This is a genomic window from Janthinobacterium sp. C22, from assembly GCF_057919405.1.
This window is the reverse complement of the sequence record NZ_CP193659.1, coordinates 3,585,378-3,604,303: the sequence shown is the minus strand read 5'-3', so window position 1 is coordinate 3,604,303 and position 18,926 is coordinate 3,585,378. Positions and strand designations below refer to the sequence as shown.

Genomic DNA, 18,926 nt, shown 5'->3' with positions numbered 1-18,926 from the left:
TGATGATTTCAAATAACATGAAAAAAACCGTACTCTGCAGCGCTTTGCTGGCTGCCTTCTGCCTGGGCGGCATCGCGCAGGCCGCGCCCGCCAACGCCTTGCCGGCCTTCACGCAGGAGGCGGAAGAACTGGCCCGCCTGCCCGGCGGCGGCTGGTTGACGTTGGACAAGCACGGCTTGCGCCTGTTCAATGCGGCCGGCCAGGAACAGGACCGCATCGCCGTGCGCGCCAAGCAGCTCGACACGCGCATCGATGGCGGCAAGGTGCTGGCCGTGTTCCTGGAAGCGGACACGCAGCGCCCGCTGCCCGTGTCCGTCGACGTGCAGGCTGGCAAGCTCGTGAAACTGGCGCCGTTTCCCGTGCCGACGTTTTCCGTGGAAGCGTCGTGCCTGTACCGCGACGCCCAGCAGCTCGATCATCTGTTCTTGATCGGCAAGGATGGGCAGGCGGAACAGTGGGTGATGCAGGGCGAGCAGCGCAGCCTGGTACGCAAACTGGCCTTGCCCCCGCACGCGAAACATTGCCGCGCCGACGATGGCGCCCAGCGCCTGCTGGTGAGCGAGGCCAACATGGGCGTATGGGCGTATGAGGCCGAGTCCGAAGGCATGGGCAAGCGCGAAGTGGTGGCCCTGCGCAAGCCGTATGGCCAGCTGGACGGCGGCGCCGGCGCCTTGGCCGTGCTGCCCAGCGGCGTGGCCGTGCTCGACGGCAAGGCGGACAAGCTGCACCTGTTTGCTCATCAAGGCGGGCAGTGGACGGCGCAACCAACCCAAACCGTCGCCTTGAACGTGCGCAAGGGCGACAGCCAGCTGGCGCTGGACAAGGACGCCTTGCTACTGCGCGGCAAGAACGGTTGGCAGGCGCGGCCCGTGAAATGGACAGGCAAGGCGAAAACAGCGCCGGCGGAGGCCATCATCGCCCCGCAAGCGCAGACGGAACCGATGGCGCGCCAGGGCGATGCAGCCGACGACCCGGCCATCTGGCTGGCCAGCAACCCGGCCGATGCGCGCATTCTCGGCACCAACAAGAAACAGGGGCTATTGGTCTACGACCTGCAAGGCAAGCAGACGCAGCTGCTGGAAGTGGGCCGTTTGAACAACGTCGACGTGCGGCAGAACATTCAGCTGGGCGGCAGCAAGGTCGACCTGGCCGTGGCCACGCAGCGCGACGACAACAGCATGATGTTATTTACCATCAATGCCAGCGGCGAGGTGGCGGAAGCGGGCCGTTTTGCTACCGGCCTGAAAAGCATCTACGGCATGTGCTTGTATCAGCCAGCGGCCGGCGGCGTGCAGGCGTTCATCAACGACAAGGACGGCACCTTCCAGCAATACAGCATCGGCCTGGAAGGCGACAAGTTCAGCGCGACTCTGTTGCGCAGCTTCAAGGTCGCCACCCAGCCGGAAGGCTGCGTGGCCGACGATGCCAACGCCAGACTGTTCCTGGGCGAGGAAACGCGCGGCATCTGGACCACCTCGGCCGACGCCGCCAAGCCGGACGAGCTGACCATGGTCTTGCCCGTGGGCGCGAACCTGGCGGCCGACGTGGAAGGCATGGCCATCTACCGCCAGCCGGGCGCCAAGCCCGGCACCGGCTACCTGATCGTCTCCAGCCAGGGCGACAACAGCTACGTGGTGCTCGACGCGCAAGCGCCCTACAAGGTGCGCGGCCGCTTCAAGGTAGGCTTCAACTTGCCGGCCGGCATAGACGGCACGTCGGAAACGGATGGCCTCGACGTCACCTCCGCCAACCTGGGCGGCGCGTATGCGCAAGGCATGCTGGTGATCCAGGACGGCTACAAGCGCCTGCCGGACGGACCACAGAACTTCAAATATGTGGCGTGGGGGGATGTGGCGAAGGCGTTGAAGCTGGAATAATCAGACTGGAGCGGGGCCGGCCCCGCCGGGGAATGCGCACCAATGGGGCGCATTCCAATCCCGACGAGCCCGGCCCCGATACTATCTGCGCGGCATATCGATATGAAATGGCAGGCGCTTGCCGCACAAGTCCACCATGCCCGACATGGCTAGTCGATCCGCCGACAATTCAATGATGTTGACGGCCGACACGTCACCATATTCCATCAGATAGATACCCGATTCCTCCGCCTCTGGATGCATATCCAGCATCCCGATCGCCAGCGATCCTCCCTGCCCTTCCGGTATGCGCAAGCCATGCAGGAAAAAGGCCGGCGGATACAGCGCCCACGACCACTCCGCATCCTCCGGCTCGGTCAAGCGCATAAACACATCGTCGTCGCCATGAATATCGATGTTTAGCTCCAGCATTCCGCTGCCATGGGCTTCCAGACTAATGTTTGATTTCGCTACATCCACTTCAAAATTGGTGTTGCCGATACTGAAAACAGTCATTCAATACTACTCCTGAGTTACAAGCAAATATACGGTGCGATAAACAGCAAGAAATGCAGAATTGCCCTGTCTTCACCATATTCATTCAACTATTGTCAATGCGCACAGCAATGACATTAAACTTTACCGCCTTTAATAATGTCAATGAAAGCAAGAAAGGGCCGTTTAGTGACGGTTTAAAAACTTAGCGGAAATTTAGTCGACGCAGCAGCAACGAACCCATGGCCAGGTAAATCATATTTTCCGAAACATCAATGCGCTGCTCGTAGTCGCGCACCAGGCGCCGGTAACGCATCAGCCATGCAAACGTTCGCTCGACCACCCAGCGCCTGGGCTGAACAGCGAAACCTTGCTGCCCTTGCAGGCGCCGCACGACCTCCACCGTGAAGTCAAGAAACGCGGCCTTGTCCATCAACTGTGTGCGGTCATATGCCGCATCCCCAAACAGATGCTTCACCCATGGCCAGCGTTTAATCAGGCCGTCGAGCACCATCTGAGCACCAGTGGAGTCGGCGATATCGGCCGGCGTCAGGTTCATCGCCAGCAAGCGACCGTCCGTATCGACCGCGATATGGCGTTTGCGCCCGCTGAGTTTCTTGTGGGCGTCATAGCCTCTCGTTCGTGCCCCTGGCGCTTTCACGCTCTGGCTATCGACAACACCGGCACTCGGCAGCACCTCCCGTTCATTGCACATACGATCGAGCATCAGCGCCAAGTCATGAATGGTACGAAACAGCATGCGCCGCATCAGCCGCCGAAACCAGTAATAAACCGTCTGATACGGCGGGAAATCATTGGGCAGCATGCGCCACTCGCATCCGGACCGTACCATGTAACGCAGCGCATTGATCACCGTGCGCAAATCTGTCTTGCGAGGTCTTCCCGTCTTCGCTTGCCTTGGCAGCAGCGGTGCGATCAGACGCCACTCTTCATCTTTCACATCTGTGGGATAGCCACGTTTGAGTGCCGTCCTCACCTGCTGATGCCGGCTTCGATTCTCTTGTGTCCACATCGTCAATCACTCCAAAACATCAAAGATGCTTTGACCTGAAAGTTGCTATGAAGTTTTTAAACCGTCACTTACTCCGAAAAACACGTAAAATTTGTAATGCCCGCTTCCGCCCCGAAGCGGACAATTTCGATCTGGCCGATGCGGACCTTAGAGGCACGCAGGTGCCCACATACAGCCAGGTACAAATGAAACAATAAGGTACGCTAAGCAAGACCAAACGCTAACGGCCACAACCCAAAGCAGTTTCCTCACCAAAGAATAGGAAAAATAGCTTACGGTGAGAACTGCAGCACCCAGTGCCAGAAAGAGGGAAATTGGCTCAATAAATTCAGGGAAGGGCCACGGCAGCCGGTACTGCCAGTACATCAGCGCGATTTTGGAGACGGGGACACATCCTGCTGCGAAAGCAAGCGCCGGGACGCTCGCATATCGAGGGCGTACTTTAAAATTCATGCTATCCATAAATGCCCGCTGTTGGCCGATTGCCGACTCTTTTAGTCAAAATTCCGATTAGCATTGGTATCGGTCTTTGATGTGCTCATTGTAGTAAATACCCTTGGAGTAGGCACGCATGAACGCAGCATGCACATTTGGAGGTACTCGGCAAAAATCATAACTATGTCCCTGCTGGAATTGGATGCGCATGTGAGCTGTTTGCTCGTCGTAACCAATTGCAACAATGGCGCTGGAATTTACCCGGACCATTTGCATGGCAGCTCCCGAAAGTGTTAAGACTCAAAATGGTAAAGGCTGTTCGATTAGGAGCGGCTACTTCTGACCATTAGTAGTAAACGATTCCACAACTGTAGCGTATCTTGCAACATGATATCGAAAAAGAAGCCGCAATGCACCAGTCATGTCAGCAACTACCTCGTTAAATCTCCCCGGCTTACCAATCTGCCAGCGATTGCCAGCCTCAGGCATATTAAAATACCGTCCCATGACCTCCCCCGCCTCGACCTCCTCTCTCCCCGACAGCATCCTGCTCCCTTCCCTGGCCGTATTGGGAGGGCAGATTTCCGTCAATCTGGGGGCGGCGATTGCGAAGAATCTGTTTCCCGTCATCGGGGTCGAGGGGATTACGGCGTACCGCGTAGGGTTCTCGGCGCTGATCCTGCTGGCCATCTTCCGGCCGTGGCGCTACCGGCTGACGCGCAAGGATGTGCTGAATTTGCTGGTCTATGGCTCCGTGCTGGGGCTGATGAACTTGCTGATTTACCGGGCATTTGCGCTGATACCGATCGGTATTGCGGTGGCCATCGAGGTGACGGGGCCGCTGGCTGTGGCCATGCTGTCGTCGCGGCGGCCCCGCGATTTATTCGCCGTCGCCTGTGCCGTGTTCGGCTTGTATTTGCTGCTGCCCCTGCAAGGCAGCCCGGGCAGCCTGGACCCCGTGGGCGTAGCCTACGCGCTCGGGGCGGCGTTGTGCTGGGCGCTGTACATCATCTTCGGCAAGCGCGCCTCGACCTTGCAGGGCGGCCAGGCGGTGGCCTGGGGCATGACGGTGGCGGCCATGGTGACGGTGCCCATCGGTGTCGCGTATTCGGGCACGGCCCTGCTGGCGCCATCGATTGCCTTGATGGGCCTGGCAATCGCCATGCTGTCCAGCGCCCTGCCATATTCGCTGGAAATCTTTGCCCTGCGCCGCTTGCCGCAGGGCGTGTTCGGCATGTTCAGCAGCGCGGCGCCGGCCGTCAGCGCGCTGGCCGCCATGGTCGTGCTGGGAGAATTGCTGAGCCTGACCCAGTGGCTGGCCATCGCTTGCATCGTGTTCGCGTCAGCCATGGCGGCGCTGGGCGCACAGGGCGGCAAGCGCTAAGTAATCCTCAGGAAATTATTGTGAATTACTTAGCTGCATTCACTGCATCCGGCAGCGATGCCTGCTTCGCTGCACAGCAGACAGGCAGCTTTTGATGCCGGCCTGTAAAATATGTCAGCGCTTGCCATACAGCCCATTCAGTCCAATTCCGCCTCGCCAATGACATCTCCATTTGCTTTTCGCTTGCTTTTCCCTCTGACCGCGACAGCCCTGCTGCTGGCGCCAGCCGCCATGGCCAACGCGGTCGCGCCTGCCGCTAAGCCTGCCGTGCAGGGCAATGCGGAAGCGGGCAAGGCGGCGTTTCGCAAGTGCGCCTCCTGCCATCAGGTGGGACCATCGGCGCGCGGCGGCTTCGGCCCCAAGCTGACAGGCGTGATCGGCCGCAAGGCCGGCACCACTACCGACTACAAATACTCGGCAGCCATGAAAAACGCGAATATCATCTGGACCGAGCAGAACCTGGCCAGCTTCCTCAAAGCACCGAGCGATTTCATCCCGGGAAACAACATGCGCTTCTGGGGCATCGGCAATGCCCAGCATGTGGCCGACCTGCTGGCCTACCTGCGCACGCAGCAAGGCGTAAAACCGTAAAACGCAAGAAGCCAGGTATAAAGCCAGACAGGCATCAGGCCAAGCACAAGCATGGCGCACGCAGGCAGATGGATCCGCATCGTTCCCCTTAGCGATCCAAGGCATCGAACACGCCCTTGCGCTTCCTGTGCGCCGCCTCGTATTCGCGCAGGCGCTTGCGCTGGGCGGCAGACAGGCCGTCCAGCTTGTCGCGTATCTGCGCCACCGTCAGGTGCTGATAGCCGGCAATCGGCAAGTCGCGTGCCGCTGGTGCGTCAGCTGCCTTGGCCACAGGCTTGCCCGCCCCTTTCTCGCCATGTGCCTCCAGCGTTTCACCCGCCTGCGCCCTTTGCGTGTTCACGATGCGGGCCGCGACTTCGTCCTCGCGGCCCGGATAGCGCCCTTCCCGCTTGAATTCTTTTTCCAGCTTCCTGAATTCACGTTCGCGCTTGGGACTGGCACCGACAGGCATGTCACCTCCCGCCTAAGGCTTGGCCGGCAGCTTGCGCACGCACAGATAGATGGAATACAGCGCCGCCAGCCCCACCAGCACGTACACGCCGCGCGACGCCGTCGTCATGGCGCCCAGGATGCGGGCCACGATGTCGATATCGAACAGGCCCACCAGCGCCCAGTTCAAGCCGCCCACGATCAAGAGGATCATCGAGATCCAGTCGACCACGTTCAGGCGCTTTGCCGTCATTTCCTGTTTTGCCGCACCGTCCGATCCTGCCTGGATATTCGCCATATCAACCTCCTGATAGAAGAAAGGACCCGCCGCCGGGTCTCTGCAAGGAACAGTGTAGGCGCGGCGCCGGCACGCGCCAGTCGGACGATGCCGGGTATCGGGGTAGGAGGGATCTGTAATCAGGTGGGTGATTTTATCTGGCAACAAGCCAGCCCACAGTGGCGGGCAGCGGCATCGTACGGTCCTTGTGATGCCAGAGTTTGCCTTGCCAGGTCATGGCTGCAGTTGCTTGTACATGATGGTGGTGGCGTCCAGCCTGTCGCCGGCCGGCGCCAGCGCGTAGCCGGGGATGCTGCCCGCCACCACGTAACCGAGCGACAGGTACAGCGGTTCCGCGTGGTCGCCGCTGCGCGTGTCCAGGGTCAGCAGGCTGCACGGCAAGAGGCGTGCCTGTTCTTCCAGCGCCTGCATCAGCTGGCGGGCGATGCCATGCCGTCGAAAGGCGGGCGCGACCAGCAGCTTGCGCACTTCGGCCCGGTGCGCCTGGTTGGGATTGGTGTCCCAGTCCAGCTGCACGGCGCCCGCCACCTTGCCCGCCACTTCGGCCACCAGCAGCAGGCGCACGCCGCGCGTCACGGCAGGCAGCACATTGTCCGTCCAGAACGCCTGGCTGGCCGCCGTATCGAACGGCAGGATGAAACCGATGCTGGCGCCGTCGTGCACGCAGTCTTGCAGCAAGGCGCCCAGTTCCGGCAGGCGTTCGAGAATATCGGCGGACGAAAAATAGCGTAGCGATGGGGACATATCAACCTCAGACGATGAACAAAAAATAGCGGGCGCCGCTGTCGGCTGGCGTCGTGAACGCGCTGGCGCCATGCAATTGGTAGCGCAGGCAATCGCCGGGCATCAAAGCGTGGGAGCGGCCGTCGACCGTTACGTTGAGCTTGCCGTCCTGCAGCAACAGATGGTGTTCCATGCCGGGCCGGGGCGAGGCCGCGTAGGCGATCGTCACGCCCGCACCCAACTCGCATGCGAGCGCTTCGCCGGCCAGCGCGCGCGACGGGGGCGAGACGGAGCGGCGGACAAAACCGGTCTCCGGGTCCGTCCACACGCTTTGCTCGGCCCGCCGCAGCAGGGGCGGAAAATCGTCCTCTACCATGCGCAGCAGGCGCGACATGGCCAAGCCATACGCGGCGCACAGCTTGCCCAGCACGCTAGTCGTCGGGCTGACTTCGCCGTTTTCCAGGCGCGACAAGGTTGCACGGCTAACCTGGCTCAAGTGGGCCAACTGGTCCAGCGACCAGCCCCGCTCCACGCGCAACTGTTTTAATCGCGCGGCCAGACGCTGTTCCGTATCGTTCTCTGCGAGTGTCGAATTTTCCATATAAGGGAATTTATTCCATATATGGAAAAACGTCAAGCCATGCGCGAGGCGTGGCGGCACAGTTCCAGAAAACCCCTCAAACGGGGCGAGAGGATCTTCTTCGATTGGCGAATCAGATAAAAGTTGCGCTCCAGGGGCGGCAGCATGGTTTCCAGTTCCACCAGTTGCCCGCTGGCCAGCAAATCGGCCACGACGACCCGCGACAGGCAGGCGATGCCGAGACCGGCCGCCGCGCCATACTTGATCGCTTCCGAATTGCTGAACTCGCCCGCGGCGCGCAGATAGTGCAGATACGGCACCAGCGCTTGCTCCACGGCTTCGCGCGTGCCCGAGCCCGCTTCGCGCAGCAGCCAGCCCGCCTGGTTCAACTCCGCAAAACTGAGCAGATGGCGCAACTGCGCCAGCGGGTGCGCGGGTGCGGCCACGATCAGCATCTGGTCCGTCAGCCACGGCTCCACCAGCAAGCCCGCTTCGTGGCACGGTCCTTCGATCAGGCCGATATCGACACGGAACTCCGCCACGGCGGCCGCGATGTCGGCCGTGTTGGCAATCGTCACCTGCGGAATGCTGCGCCCGTACTGCTGCGCCGCCTGGGCCAGGATCTGCGGCAGCAGATAGATGCCTATCGTCGTGCTGGCGCCGATCTGCAGACTGACGGGCACAGACGGGTCGGCGCCCGCGAACTGGCGCTCGATACTGGCGGCCCCGTCGCGCATCTGCCGCGCCTGCGGCAACAGCAGACGGCCATTGTCGTTGAGCAGCAATCGCTTGCCCACGCGGTCGAACAGTTGCGCCCCGAGCAGGGTTTCCAGTTCGTTCAGGGCCGCGCTGGTGGCCGATTGCGACAGCGCGATCAGCTCGCCGGCCGCGCTGGTGCTGCCGGTGTCCGCCACGGCCAGGAAAATCTGCAGTTGCCGCAAAGTCAAAGCCATGCTGTTTCCTCTCTCAATTTACCTATTTTCCGGGTTAAACATACAAAAACAATCCGTTTTACCATTTAATCAGCGAACTGTACAGTCATGCCATACGAACCAAGAACCATGGAGTACGGCATGTCTTCCCTCTCAACAAGCAACACAACAAGTTTCAGCGACCGCTACGGCCGCCTCCTTCCCGGCCTGCTGCTGAGCGGCATCATCGCCTGGGGCGCCATCGCGCTGGGCAAGCTGGAATGGATGCAAAGCCACGGCATGAGCGCCCTGACCCTGGCCATCATGCTGGGCATTGTGCTGGGCAACAGCGTGTATGGCGGCCTGGCCCCCACCTGCGGTGCGGGCGTGGCTTTTTCCAAGCAGACGTTATTGCGTCTTGGCATCATCCTGTATGGCTTCCGTTTGACCTTCCAGGACATCGGGCAAGTGGGTCTGGCAGGCATCGCCATCGACGCGCTGGTGCTGACCTCCACGTTTGGCCTGGCCATGTTCCTCGGCACCAAGGTGTTCAAGCTGGAACGCAACAGCGCCATCCTGATCGGCGCGGGCAGCTCGATCTGCGGCGCGGCGGCCGTGATGGCGACGGAACCCGTCGTCAAGGGCCGCAGCGAGGATGTCACCGTGGCGGTCTCCACCGTCGTGGTGTTCGGCACCATCGCCATCTTTCTGTATCCCGTGCTGTACCAGCTGAACCTGGGCTGGCAAGTGCTGGGCGCCACGCCCACGGCCTTCGGCGTGTACATCGGTTCGACCGTGCATGAAGTGGCGCAAGTGGTGGCGGCCGGCAAGTCGATCGGGCAAGAGGCGGCGAATGCGGCCGTGATCGCCAAGATGGTGCGCGTGATGATGCTGGCACCGTTCCTCGTCATCCTGTCGGCCCTGCTGGCGCGCGGCAAGGCCAAGGCCGGCAGCCACGACAAGACGGCCAAGCTGGCCATCCCCTGGTTCGCCTTCATCTTCATCGGCGTGGTGGCCTTCAATTCGCTGGGCCTGTTGCCAGCCAGCATGGTCGCCACCATCACCGACATCGACACGGCCCTGCTGGCCATGGCCATGGCGGCCCTGGGCTTGACCACGCACATGTCGGCCATCCGCCGCGCCGGCATCAAGCCCCTGTTGCTGGCCGGCCTGCTGTTCTGCTGGCTGATCGCCGGCGGCGCCGCCATCAACCATGTGGTCGCCAGCCTGTTTGCCTGAAGCAAAGCCTGATTCAGGCGGGGCCGCCGGCGCGGGAGTCGAAAACTTCGTACAATAAGCGTGTTTTGACTCTCAATCCGGCTCCGGCCCCACCCAGGAACACCCATGCACCTCTCGAACTGGCTGCTTTTCTGCAGCGTCGCCCTGCTCGTCACGTTTTCTCCCGGCCCGGCCGTCTTGCTGGCCATCTCGAATGCCATCGCCGTCGGCCCGCGCCGCGCGATGATCAGCAGCATGGGCAACGGTTTCGGCTTGTTCATCATTTCCGGCGTGGCCATGGCCGGCATGGGCGTCGTGCTGGCCACCTCGGCCACGGCCTTCATGCTGCTGAAACTGGCCGGTGCCCTGTATCTGGTGTTCCTGGGCATCAAGCAATGGCGCAGCAAGACCAGCGTCGTGGCCGATGCGCCCGTGGTGCAAGGCGCGGCGAATCCCAATTCGTTCTGGAAACTCTTCCGCCAGGGCTTGACGGTCGCGCTGACCAATCCGAAAGCCATCCTGTTCTTCTCGGCCCTGTTTCCGCAATTCATCACGCCGGGCGAGCCGGTGGCCATCCAGTTCACCGTGCTGACGACCTCGTTTGTCGCCTGCGCCATGCTGGCCCACCTGTTCTACGCCAACCTGGCGCGCCTGCTGAAAACCCAGCTGGCCACGCCGGGCCGCGCCAAGTTGTTCAACCGCATCACGGGCGGCGCCTTCGTGCTGCTGGGCCTGAGCCTGCTGCGCCTGCGCAGCAAGGCCGCATAAGGTCACTGCGCCGATAGAAACGCCTCGATGCTGGCCGCCAGGGCCAGCGGCGTTTCATTCATCGGATAGTGTCCCGCATTGCCCAGCACCTCCAGCCGGGCTTGCGGGTACCACGCCAGATACGTGCGGCGCATCAAGTCCGCATCAAAACGGGGGTCGTGTTCCCCCACCAGCGCCAGCAAGGGCAGGTTCGGCGCCGATCCTTGCACTTCGCCGCTGAAATCCGTTTCGCTCCACGCGAGAAAATAGGCGGCGAACGCGGCCTGATCCGAACTTCCCCACGAATACCGCGCCTTCCAGTCCAGCCAGGCGGCCGACAAGCGCCCGCCCGTGCTGCGGTCGATGATGGCGCGCCGCGCCTGCACATTGCCGCTGGCGTCGAGAAACAGCGCGCGCGCCGTCCCCTGCAGCGCCACGCCACAGCTGGGCACGGGCGCCACGGCCACCAGCTTGCGCAAACGCAAGGGCGCCAGCAAGGCCAGCCGTTCCAGCGCCATGCCGCCCATGGAGTGACCAACCACGCTGAACGTGGCAAAGCCCAGCGCATCGGCCAGCGCCAGGGCGTCCCGGGCGACCTCTTCCATCGAATATGTTCCCGCCGCGCCGCGCATGCCGCCATAGCCGCGATTGTCCATGAAGACATAGCTGAAAGCGCCGCCATCGAGGGCCGCTTCCATCGGCGCAAACGCGTGCGCGTCGCCGAACCAGCCGTGCAGGACGATGACGGCGTGGGGGCCATGGCCCACGCGATGATAGGTATTGTGCATGTTCACTCCTGAAAAAGAGTGTGATGGTAAGCGGCCGGCAAGCGGCCCGCCTTCGATGGCAGGTCAAATACTGTAGAGTACGGGCCATGGATAATTTTTATACGGAAGTGCCGCGAACACTGATCGCCACCGCGCGCGACCATGCCTCCGGCGAGATATTTCCCAGCCACAGCCATGCACGTGGGCAATTCGCCTATGCGGCACGCGGCGTCATCAGCGTGCACACGCCGCAGGGCAACTGGCTGGTGCCGCCGCAACGGGCTTGCTGGGTACCGGCCGGGCTCGTCCACGGCATGCGCATGCACGGCGCCGTGACCATGCACAATGTGTTTATCGATCCGCACGCCATCGCCGGCATGGATTTGCCGCCCGATTGCCAGGTGCTCGATGCCACGCCGCTGCTGCGCCAGCTGCTGGCCGAGGCCGTGACCGTCGATGCCTTGTATGTGCAGGCATCGCGCGCCGGGCGGTTGATGGCCTTGCTGCTCGACGAGATCGCCGCTGCCAGTCCCCTGCCCCTGAGCGCGCCCCTGCCGCTGGACGCCAGGCTGGCGCGGCTGTGCATGGACATGCTGCGGCAACCGCGTCTGGACAGCGGCCTGGACGCGATGGCGATGCAGGCGGGCATGAGCCGGCGCACGTTCACGCGGCAGTTCCGCGCCCAGACGGGGCTGGCCTTTGCCCAGTGGCGCCAGCAAGCGTGCCTGCTGGCCGCCATCACGCGGCTGGCCGAGGGGCAAGCCGTCACCCGCGTGGCGCTCGATCTCGGTTATGCCAGTCCCAGCGCTTTTACGGCCGCCTTCCGCCGCGTGCTAGGCCAGGCGCCCAGCGACTATCTAGCCTAGGAAATGATGGCGGCGATGCGCTGCGCCAGCGCCTGCGCCAGTTTCTGCACATGGTAGCCATCGACAAAGCCATGGTGGGCCTGCGCGGAAAACGGTATCCGCATGCGGCCATCCTGCTGCGCGGGGCCGAATTTGCCCCAGGTAAAGGTCGGGATGTCGGCGTCGCGGTGGCGGCAGATCGGGTGCTCGATGGCCGCCAGCTCCAGCCATGGCAGGCAGGTGATGAAGATATTGTTGCGCTGCTCGCGTTCGCTCTCTCCCTCGCCCGTGTTGATCAGCGCGCAGCTCGCTTCGGCGATGCGCTTCGCTTCCAGGCTGCGTTCGATGAATAGGTCGAGCTGGTCGGTCATGGCAAAACGCGTGTAATTGAGGTTCTCGTCGCCGTTGATGACGGTGTAGGAAGCGGGAAAGTCGTCGATCCTGATCACTTCGCCCTGGCAGATGCGGTACATGAAGTTGTCGATGTCCTTGACCGTATTGAGCAGGCAAAACAGGAAAAAGTGAAACACGGGAACGTTCCGCTCCTTGCACCAGGGCCGGAAATCCGGCACGTCGAGCTGGAAGTTGATGTTGACGAGGGGATTGTCAAACGCCCGGAACAAGTCGTAGCGGTCGCGCCGCTTTGCAAAATTTTTCATGCGGCGAGTGTAGACGATGGAAGTGCTGGCGGGCAAGTCACGCCGCACCGGCAGCGCTGCGCGCCAAAATTTCCCGGGCCGCCTCCGCCACGCCTTCCTCCAGCTCGGCAGTCGTAGGCGCCAGGGCGAAACGCTGCAATTCCCCGTCCAGGGCCGCTGCCAGCCCGGGGGAATGGCGCACGATGCCCAGCAAAACAACATATTTCCACTGTTCATCGTCACTGGCCAGCACCGTTTTGAGATACGGAGCCAGGCGTGGGCCAATGCCGGCCAGAAAAGGCAGGAGGATGGCGGCCACGGGCCAGTTCGCGTCCTGCACCCACTCGAGGATCTGCGGCATGGCGGGACGGATTTCCTCCCATGGCAAGGCGCTCAGGGCTTGCGCATTGCCCGTATCGTGTTTATCGCGCGGCAATGGCAGACTCATGCGAGGCATCCTGTCATGCGGCGCTGCCATGCGCCAGGCCCCGCTGCACCTTCCACGCCAGCGGCAAGGTCAGCAGCAATACGGCCGCCAGCGCCAGCAAGGCCGTGGGTACGCTGGTATGGTCGCCCAGCGCGCCGAACAGCACGGGCGACAGCGCGCCGCCGCCGATGCTGCCCGTGTAGAACAGGGCAAACGCGTGCTCGCGCTTGCCGGACTCGGCCAGTTCCGGCACCGCGCCGTACAGCACGGACGAGGTGCCGTTCAGCGCCAGCCCCAGCAACGGCAGCATGGCCATGATGCCGGCCAGCGGCAGCCACAGGGCCGCGACGATCAGCAGCGAGGTCATCGATTCCGTCAGCCACACGGTCTTCATCATGCCGATGCGCGCGCCCAGGTAGCCGCACAGCAGCTTGCCGAAGGCGCCGCCCACGAACAGCAGAGATAAGGCCACGCCGATGCCGGCCGTGCCCGCCCCCTTGCTTTTCAACAAGAACGGCAGGAAGGTGAGAAAACCCATGCGCACGGCGCTGTCCAGGGTGCCCGTGGCCAGCAGCGCGCGAAAGCTGCCTTTGGCGCCGCTGCCAGTGATGGGTTTGACCGCTTTCTTCTGGCTGGCCTGGATGTCTTCCGGTTTCGGCAGCAGCCACCACAGCAAGCCGGCCGCCGCCAGACCCAGCAAGCCCAGCAGCGAGACGCTCGCTTGCCAGCTGCACACCAGCAACAGCAAGCCCACCAGCGCGGGAATCAGGGTCTTGCCGATATCGCCCGCAAAATTGTAGTGCGACAGCGCCTCCTTCACGCCGCCGCCCGCCTCGTGCGTGTCGGTGACGATGGACGAGGCCAGCGGATGCTGGGTGCTGGCGCCCAGGCCGCCCAGCAGCAAGGCGATCAGCAGCACGGCCAGGCCGCCCGCCTGCCCCGCGATCAGGTAGGCGACGCCGGCCAGCGCCGTGCCGCCCACCAGCATGCGCTCGCGTCCCCAGCTGCTGGCCAGCCGGCTGGCCAGCAGCTGGAAACCGGCCATCATGCCCGAGTACGATCCGCGCAACAGGCCCACCATGGCGTAGCTGATGGCAAACTGCGCCTGCCAGATGGGCAGCAGCACATAGATCACGTCCGTCAAGCCGTCATGCACGGCATGCGCGCTGCAGGCGGCGAACAGCGAGCGGCGGCGGATCGATTTATCGGAAGGATGTGCTTCGGGGGACAGCGTGGCAACGGACGGTTCGGTCATGACTGTGCATGCGGGAAATCAGGAGGCGTCCAGCTTACACCAATTAGCAACTTCGCATCGGGCGGCAGCATGGGTGAACGCTGGAAGACGCGCGCGGCCTGGCGCCATCGCGTTGACGGCGCCAGGCCCCTGCACTACTTGGCCATCGCATCCTTGGCCATGCCATCCTTTTTCATTTCATCCTTTTTCATTTCATCCTTTTTCATGCCGTCTTTCGCCATGGCATCTTTTGCCATGCCGTCCTTGGCCATGTGATCCTTTTTCATGTGTTTCTTGGCCATCGGCTTGTGCATGCCGTCCTTGTCCATCGCATCCTTGTGCATGGCGTCGGCCGAGGCAGGCTTGGCCATCGCGTCTTTCTGCATGGCGTCCTGGGCAAACGCGGCGCCCGACATGAGGATGGCGGAAGCGAGGATGGCAGTAATGGTGGTTTTCATGATAAGTCCTTGTCTCAGTGTTGGATGGGCGAGATTGCCCGGTGGTAAAACTATTGCTGTGCTACAGGGTGCTGCTTGCTGCTGAACATAAGGAAGGCCGGGAGGTGGTCAGGGCCAGGCGCATTGCCGCAGGCAGTACGACTAGTACGACAAGGCAAAGCAATGCAACGCCGCCCTGGCCGGCTCCCCGGCCTTCCTAGGAACCGCCGAACCAGTTGTATCCCTGGTTTTCCCAATACCCTCCCGGGTAGGTATTCGTGACGAAAATGGCCTGGATGTGCTTCGGGTTCTTGTAGCCCAGCTTGGTCGGCATGCGCAGCTTCATCGGATAGCCGTATTTCGGCGGCAATTCCTGGCCGTCATACGTGAGGGCCAGGATGGTTTGCGGATGCAGGGCCGTGGCCATGTCGATGCTCGTGAAATAATCGTCGGCGCACTGGAAGCCGATGTATCTGGCCGTCGTGTCGGCGCCGACCCGCTTGAGGAAATGGGAAAACGGCACGCCGCCCCACTTGCCGATGGCGCTCCAGCCTTCCACGCAGATATGACGCGTGACCTGCGTTTCCTGCGGCAGGGCGCGCAGCTGCGGCAGGGTCCACGGCTTCTTGTCGGCGATCAAGCCGCTCAATTCCAGGCGCCAGGCGTCGCCGTCGACCTGTTCCACCTCATCCTCGCCGTAATAGGCGTTGAAGGGAAACGGCCGCGTGATCATGGAGTCCGGATACGTGGGCGCCAGTTTATTCGGGTCGAACAGCCAGCCCTGCACCCGGTCGTTCATGCGCGACACGGCCATCAAGGCCGTCTCGATGCTGGACGGGTCGCTGGCGTTGCAGCCCGTCAGCAAGAACAGGCCGCCCAGGGTCAGGCTGCGCTGCAGGAACAGGCGGCGCGACGGCTGTTTGATCTGGCGCAAGGCGTCGGTCAGCATGGCCTGGCCCTGTGCTTGCACGAGGATGGATTTTTTCATGCTCATCTCCTTAGCGGCCGCGCAGCATGGCGACCAGGGTGCGCGGCACCAGCGCCACCATCAGCAGGTGCACGCCGACAAAACCCGTCAGCAGCGCCATCGCGATGAAGTGGACCCTGCGCGCGCTCTCGTAGCCGCCCAGCAGCTCGCGCAGCAGGGGAAACTGCACGGATTTCCACAGCACCAGGCCGGACAGCACCAGCACGATGCAATCAAACATGACGAACAGGTAGGCGGCACGCTGCACCATGTTGTAGCGGCGCGGGTCCGCATGGGCCAGCTTACCCTTCAGCGCGGCGGTGAAATCGGCCAGCAGCAGGCGCGGCGAGAGGGGAAAGAACTGGCGCCGCAGCCGTCCCGAGACGATATTGATGACCAGATACAACAGGCCATTTGCCACCAGCAGCCACATGGCGGCGAAATGCCATTGCAGGGCGCCGCCCAGCCAGCCGCCCAGGGTCAGCGCGCGCGGCAGTTCGAAGGGGAAGAATGGCGCCGCGTTGTAGATGCGCCAGCCGCTGGTGGCCAGCACGACCACGGCCACGGCATTGAGCCAGTGCGTCACGCGCAGCCAAACGGGGTGGATCACGTTCGCTTGTCCGTTCATCACATCACCCCTTTCGCGCAGGATGCCGTGCTGACGGCTTGCAGGATGGCGCTGCTGTCGGCCCGCTGCACGAAGGCGACGATTTGCAGGTTTTCCGGGCGCCAGCTGGCCGGCAGGCTGACTTCGCGGCGCAGCCGGGCGCGGCCTTGCGCCAGCGCAACCGGCCCCAGCCACAGGCGCACGGCCGCATCATGGCGCAAGGTGGCGCCCCGGTTTTCGCCGCGCAGCACGGTCGAGACGATGCCGCTTTCGCTGACGGCCACATACAGCTGGCCGTCCGTCCGCGCGTCCGGCGCGCTGGCATCGGCTTCCAGCAGCAGCGTCCCACCCGGCGCCGGCACGGCGGACAGGCGGATAGCGACGGGCGCGGCGGTCGCGTTGATGCGGCGGATGGCGGCCGGCAACTGCGTATCCCAGCCGCGCAATTCCGTGCCGCCGACGAAGAACTGCGGCGTATAGGCCACGTGGCGCGGCTGGTGGCGCAGCAGCTCGGCCTGGCGCGCATCGAATTGCGCCTGCGCCAGCGGGTCCGTCCAGCCGATCTGGTCCCAGTAGGTGACGTGCAAGGCCAGCGGCACGACCAGGCTGTCCGCCCCCGCTTCCTGGCGCAAGGCGTTCAGGCGCCGGTCGGCGGGCGGGCAGCTGGAACAGCCTTCGCTGCTGTACAGTTCCACCAGCGCCGCCGTCCGCGCACCGCTTTTGACTTCGCAGCGCTGGCCGGACGCCAGTTGCGCGTACGCGGGTGCCGTCGCGGCCCACAGACAGAGCGGAACGAGGCTGGCGGCAAGGCGGTGCTTGATATGCATGATGACTACCCGTTATAGTGAATGAAGAAACGTGCTTGCCTGTCAATTCGCCGCGCCATGCGGATTGGTTACAGCCGCCCTCAAATAATTTAAGATTTATTTTTTTCAACGCCTGTCACCAAAGGCTTGCATGCAACGAATACCAATAAGCGAGCAGTTGCACGGCACGGAATTGCGGCTGCACGGCTTGATGCTGCGCGGCCTCGATGGCGATGCGGCGGCGTATCGCAGTTTTTTGCAGGCAAGCAGCGCTCATTTGCGCGCGTTTTTCCGGCGCCGCCTGCAGCGTTGGCCGGACGAGGTGGAAGACCTGGTGCAGGAATGTTTATTAGCCATCCACAACCAGCGCTTGACGTATGACACGGGCGTGCCGCTGACATCGTGGATCCATGCGATCGCGCGCTACAAGATGATCGACTGGCTGCGCCGGCATGGGCGGCGCGAGGCGCAGCATTTGCCGTATGACGAAGAAGATAGCGCGCAGGAACTGTTTTCCAGCGCCGATGCCGAGGCGGCCGAGGCCAGCCGCGACCTGGGCAAGCTGCTGGCCACCTTGCCGGCGCAGCAGCGCGACGCCATCGTGCATACCAAGCTCGACGGCTGGTCCGTGCGCGACACGGCGGCCGCCATGGCCATTTCGGAAGCCAGCGTCAAGGTGGCCGTGCATCGCGGCTTGAAGGCCCTGGCGGCCCATTTAAGGATAGAAGGAAACGCACCATGAAAACCGAAGACTTGATCGCCATGCTGGCCAGCGGCCCCGACGTGGCCGCCGCGGCGCCACCCGGCACGCACTGGCGCGCGGCAGGCACCTTGGGCGCCGGCCTGCTGGCCAGCGTGGCCTTGATGGCCATGCTGCTGGGCGTGCGGCCCAACCTGGAACAGCTGGCCCTGCTGCCCGACTTCTGGATCAAGGTGGGCTTCGTCGTGTGCCTGTGCCTGGCGGCCTGGCACGTCAGCCGCCGCCTGTGCGTGCCGGGCGCCGCCACCAGCACCCTGCCCCTGCTGCTCGCCATGCCCGTGCTGCTGATGTGGACGCTGGGCGCCGTCATCGTGCAGGAAGCGCCGCCCGAACAGCGCGCCGAGCTGTTCTGGGGCGCCACCTGGCGCAGCTGCCCCCTGCTGATCGCCATGCTGTCGCTGCCCATCCTTGCCGCCGTGCTGCGCCTGATGCGCCAGCTGGCGCCCACGCGCCTGCGCCTGGCCGGCGCCGCCGCCGGTTTTGCCGCCGGTGCCGTGGCGGCCCTCGTGTATTGCCTGCACTGCCCCGAGCTGGCGGCCAGCTTCGTCGGTTTCTGGTACGTACTGGGCATGCTGGTGCCGACCGCCATCGGCGCGGCCCTCGGTCCCAAAGTGCTGGCCTGGTAAGGGGCCGCCAAGGTCAGTTGCAGACTTTGACAAAGAGTTGAATCCGTTTTTTGTAGCCGTTCGTATAAGTCAGGCAGCCTGCAGTTTCTTGGACTTGTCTGTCAACGCTAAC

The 18,926-nt window shown here is 63.1% G+C and carries 24 protein-coding genes; 8 read left to right on the top strand and 16 right to left on the bottom strand.

What is annotated here, in order from left to right; translation table 11 throughout:
* Window positions 1–17 precede the first annotated feature (17 nt).
* The gene (locus ACRHIG_RS16855; RefSeq protein WP_489627180.1) at window positions 18–1,877 is read left to right on the top strand and encodes a phytase; all 1,860 of its coding nucleotides are present in this window, start codon (window positions 18–20) and stop codon (window positions 1,875–1,877) included.
* Window positions 1,878–1,958: 81 nt separating this feature from the next.
* On the opposite strand, the gene ACRHIG_RS16850 is transcribed toward ACRHIG_RS16855, so the two are convergent.
* The 3 genes from ACRHIG_RS16850 to ACRHIG_RS16840 form a co-directional block, all read right to left on the bottom strand.
* Window positions 1,959–2,372 carry a hypothetical protein gene (locus tag ACRHIG_RS16850; protein WP_489627179.1) on the bottom strand — a complete coding sequence of 138 codons (414 nt, stop codon included), beginning with the start codon at window positions 2,370–2,372 and terminating at the stop codon, window positions 1,959–1,961.
* 184 nt (window positions 2,373–2,556) lie between these two features.
* A complete protein-coding gene (locus ACRHIG_RS16845; protein ID WP_489627178.1) occupies window positions 2,557–3,384 on the bottom strand; it encodes an IS5 family transposase in 828 nt (275 codons plus the stop codon).
* 510 nt (window positions 3,385–3,894) lie between these two features.
* The gene (locus ACRHIG_RS16840; protein ID WP_489630820.1) at window positions 3,895–4,089 is read right to left on the bottom strand and encodes a KTSC domain-containing protein; all 195 of its coding nucleotides are present in this window, start codon (window positions 4,087–4,089) and stop codon (window positions 3,895–3,897) included.
* Between the two features lie 235 nt (window positions 4,090–4,324).
* Here ACRHIG_RS16840 and ACRHIG_RS16835 point away from each other — a divergent pair, with 235 nt between their 5' ends.
* Window positions 4,325–5,203, top strand: coding sequence for an EamA family transporter (locus ACRHIG_RS16835; protein ID WP_489627177.1), 879 nt, complete (start codon window positions 4,325–4,327; stop codon window positions 5,201–5,203).
* 231 nt (window positions 5,204–5,434) lie between these two features.
* Entirely contained in the window at window positions 5,435–5,794 is a 360-nt protein-coding gene (locus tag ACRHIG_RS16830) for a c-type cytochrome (RefSeq protein ID WP_489630819.1), read from the top strand.
* An 88-nt stretch (window positions 5,795–5,882) separates the two neighbouring features.
* Here the strand turns inward: ACRHIG_RS16830 and ACRHIG_RS16825 are convergent, their stop codons facing one another.
* The 5 genes from ACRHIG_RS16825 to ACRHIG_RS16805 all read right to left on the bottom strand — a co-directional run bounded on the left by ACRHIG_RS16825 (window position 5,883) and on the right by ACRHIG_RS16805 (window position 8,777).
* Window positions 5,883–6,245 (bottom strand): hypothetical protein, encoded by a 363-nt coding sequence (locus tag ACRHIG_RS16825; RefSeq protein WP_489627176.1) that lies wholly within the window; start codon window positions 6,243–6,245, stop codon window positions 5,883–5,885.
* Window positions 6,246–6,257: 12 nt separating this feature from the next.
* Window positions 6,258–6,521, bottom strand: coding sequence for a DUF378 domain-containing protein (locus ACRHIG_RS16820; RefSeq protein WP_326456128.1), 264 nt, complete (start codon window positions 6,519–6,521; stop codon window positions 6,258–6,260).
* A gap of 213 nt (window positions 6,522–6,734) precedes the next feature.
* A complete protein-coding gene (locus tag ACRHIG_RS16815; RefSeq protein WP_489627175.1) occupies window positions 6,735–7,265 on the bottom strand; it encodes a GNAT family N-acetyltransferase in 531 nt (176 codons plus the stop codon).
* A gap of 7 nt (window positions 7,266–7,272) precedes the next feature.
* Window positions 7,273–7,845: a helix-turn-helix domain-containing protein gene (locus ACRHIG_RS16810; RefSeq protein WP_489627174.1), complete on the bottom strand. Its 573-nt coding sequence runs from the start codon at window positions 7,843–7,845 to the stop codon at window positions 7,273–7,275.
* A gap of 32 nt (window positions 7,846–7,877) precedes the next feature.
* Window positions 7,878–8,777 (bottom strand): LysR family transcriptional regulator, encoded by a 900-nt coding sequence (locus ACRHIG_RS16805; protein ID WP_489627173.1) that lies wholly within the window; start codon window positions 8,775–8,777, stop codon window positions 7,878–7,880.
* A 120-nt stretch (window positions 8,778–8,897) separates the two neighbouring features.
* Between ACRHIG_RS16805 and ACRHIG_RS16800 the strand changes: the two genes are divergently transcribed.
* The gene (locus tag ACRHIG_RS16800; protein WP_489627172.1) at window positions 8,898–9,974 is read left to right on the top strand and encodes a YeiH family protein; all 1,077 of its coding nucleotides are present in this window, start codon (window positions 8,898–8,900) and stop codon (window positions 9,972–9,974) included.
* Between the two features lie 105 nt (window positions 9,975–10,079).
* The gene (locus ACRHIG_RS16795) at window positions 10,080–10,721 is read left to right on the top strand and encodes a LysE family translocator (protein ID WP_070218425.1); all 642 of its coding nucleotides are present in this window, start codon (window positions 10,080–10,082) and stop codon (window positions 10,719–10,721) included.
* A gap of 2 nt (window positions 10,722–10,723) precedes the next feature.
* Here the strand turns inward: ACRHIG_RS16795 and ACRHIG_RS16790 are convergent, their stop codons facing one another.
* A complete protein-coding gene (locus ACRHIG_RS16790) occupies window positions 10,724–11,488 on the bottom strand; it encodes an alpha/beta fold hydrolase (RefSeq protein WP_489627171.1) in 765 nt (254 codons plus the stop codon).
* Window positions 11,489–11,574: 86 nt separating this feature from the next.
* On the opposite strand from ACRHIG_RS16790, the gene ACRHIG_RS16785 reads away from it, so the two are divergent.
* Window positions 11,575–12,333, top strand: a complete 759-nt coding sequence (locus ACRHIG_RS16785) for an AraC family transcriptional regulator (protein WP_489627170.1) — start codon at window positions 11,575–11,577, stop codon at window positions 12,331–12,333.
* Here the strand turns inward: ACRHIG_RS16785 and ACRHIG_RS16780 are convergent.
* From ACRHIG_RS16780 to ACRHIG_RS16750, 7 genes are all read right to left on the bottom strand, one after another.
* The gene (locus ACRHIG_RS16780; protein WP_489627169.1) at window positions 12,330–12,971 is read right to left on the bottom strand and encodes a CatA-like O-acetyltransferase; all 642 of its coding nucleotides are present in this window, start codon (window positions 12,969–12,971) and stop codon (window positions 12,330–12,332) included. The two genes, ACRHIG_RS16785 and ACRHIG_RS16780, sit on opposite strands and share 4 nt — an antisense overlap.
* A 37-nt stretch (window positions 12,972–13,008) precedes the next feature.
* Window positions 13,009–13,398: a DUF5071 domain-containing protein gene (locus tag ACRHIG_RS16775; protein ID WP_489627168.1), complete on the bottom strand. Its 390-nt coding sequence runs from the start codon at window positions 13,396–13,398 to the stop codon at window positions 13,009–13,011.
* A 13-nt stretch (window positions 13,399–13,411) separates the two neighbouring features.
* Window positions 13,412–14,632: an MFS transporter gene (locus tag ACRHIG_RS16770; RefSeq protein ID WP_489627167.1), complete on the bottom strand. Its 1,221-nt coding sequence runs from the start codon at window positions 14,630–14,632 to the stop codon at window positions 13,412–13,414.
* Between the two features lie 134 nt (window positions 14,633–14,766).
* On the bottom strand, window positions 14,767–15,069 hold the full coding sequence (locus ACRHIG_RS16765; RefSeq protein WP_489627166.1) for a pentapeptide MXKDX repeat protein: 303 nt from the start codon (window positions 15,067–15,069) through the stop codon (window positions 14,767–14,769).
* A 196-nt stretch (window positions 15,070–15,265) separates the two neighbouring features.
* Complete coding sequence (locus tag ACRHIG_RS16760) at window positions 15,266–16,042, bottom strand: molybdopterin-dependent oxidoreductase (protein WP_489627165.1); 777 nt, start codon at window positions 16,040–16,042, stop codon at window positions 15,266–15,268.
* A gap of 4 nt (window positions 16,043–16,046) precedes the next feature.
* Complete coding sequence (locus ACRHIG_RS16755) at window positions 16,047–16,643, bottom strand: cytochrome b/b6 domain-containing protein (protein ID WP_489627164.1); 597 nt, start codon at window positions 16,641–16,643, stop codon at window positions 16,047–16,049.
* The gene (locus ACRHIG_RS16750; RefSeq protein ID WP_489627163.1) at window positions 16,643–17,449 is read right to left on the bottom strand and encodes a DUF1223 domain-containing protein; all 807 of its coding nucleotides are present in this window, start codon (window positions 17,447–17,449) and stop codon (window positions 16,643–16,645) included. Before ACRHIG_RS16750 ends, ACRHIG_RS16755 begins: the two co-directional genes overlap by 1 nt.
* A gap of 130 nt (window positions 17,450–17,579) precedes the next feature.
* On the opposite strand from ACRHIG_RS16750, the gene ACRHIG_RS16745 reads away from it, so the two are divergent.
* Complete coding sequence (locus tag ACRHIG_RS16745; RefSeq protein ID WP_475415010.1) at window positions 17,580–18,170, top strand: sigma-70 family RNA polymerase sigma factor; 591 nt, start codon at window positions 17,580–17,582, stop codon at window positions 18,168–18,170.
* Entirely contained in the window at window positions 18,167–18,814 is a 648-nt protein-coding gene (locus ACRHIG_RS16740; protein ID WP_489627162.1) for an NrsF family protein, read from the top strand. Before ACRHIG_RS16745 ends, ACRHIG_RS16740 begins: the two co-directional genes overlap by 4 nt.
* Window positions 18,815–18,926 lie beyond the last annotated feature (112 nt).